Below are 1,000 nucleotides of genomic sequence, written 5' to 3' on the forward strand. Positions count from 1 at the left end.
TGTAAGCTGCAGGTGCTTTCGGGACATCTTCTTTTGAGATTATAGTTTTTCGCGCAGCACCTCGTAAGGGGTTTTTCCGTTGAACGCGCCGTGAGGCCTTGCGAAGTTGTAGAAGCGTTCCCATTCATCGAGCTTTGCCTCCAGATCGACATCGCCTTTGTAGCTGAGCAACTGGTAGAATTCCTGTTGATCCGATCTATGCGAGCGTTCGACCTTTCCGTTTAGTTGCGGCGTGCCGCGCTTGATGTAGGCATGTCGGATGCCCTGATCCTCGACATGCCAGTGGAACTTGGCCTGGAACTCATGGCCGTTGTCGGTTCTGATCTCACGAATGCGAAACGGGAAGGTCTCGATGACGTGGTCGACAAAGTCGATGGCGCTGGCCTGATTGTGTTTCTCGTAAATCTTGAGCGCCCGCACTCGGGTTGCGTCGTCGATGGCGGTAAACTGGAAGCGACGGACCTTCTCGCCCCGTTTTCCTTTGAACGTCAGGAACTTGACGTCCATTTGGATATGGTGGCCAGGAACCTGTTTGTTATATCGTTTGGTGTGTACCTTGCGCAGGCGAGTACCACGTGGAAGCCGGTTGACGCCATTGCGCTTTAGCATCCGGGAGACCGTTGCGTCTGAGATCTTGATGCCGTGGTAGCGCGCCAGATACCAGACGATCCGCATTGGGCCTAGGTGGTATTTGCTGCGAAGATGAAGGACTTTTTCCTCGATCTCGCCCGGTGTCCGATTGGCATGCCACTTCGGTATCGGCGGCTTATTCACCAGACCGGCATCACCGTGCTTCCGGTAAGCCTCACGCCAGCGGTAGAAACTGCTACGGCCGATGCCGAAATATCGACATGTCTTCGCGACGTGACCGGTCTCATCAGCATGCTGAAGAATGCGAAGCTTACGCGCGATCTCGCGTTGGTCCTTGTTCATGAACACCTCCTTCGTCCCAGAATTGGGAGCGTATGGGAGATGTCCCGCGAGTACCGACATATCTACA

Annotated in this window: 1 protein-coding gene; it reads right to left on the minus strand. The window is 54.5% G+C overall.

Annotation, left to right across the window (positions count from 1 at the left end; translation table 11 throughout):
* Nucleotides 1–39: 39 nt before the first annotated feature.
* A complete protein-coding gene (locus tag I2G20_RS17130; protein WP_196260963.1) occupies nt 40–933 on the minus strand; it encodes an IS481 family transposase in 894 nt (297 codons plus the stop codon).
* Nucleotides 934–1,000: the final 67 nt, after the last annotated feature.

Origin of the sequence: Pelagibacterium limicola, from assembly GCF_015694405.1 — a bacterium.
GTDB classification, from domain to species: Bacteria; Pseudomonadota; Alphaproteobacteria; order Rhizobiales; family Devosiaceae; genus Pelagibacterium; species Pelagibacterium limicola.

Bases quoted from the DNA above. Each gene is read 5' to 3' on its own strand.
- I2G20_RS17130 (WP_196260963.1), bottom strand. From the start codon at position 933: ATGAACAAGGACCAACGCGAGATCGCGCGTAAGCTTCGCATTCTTCAG.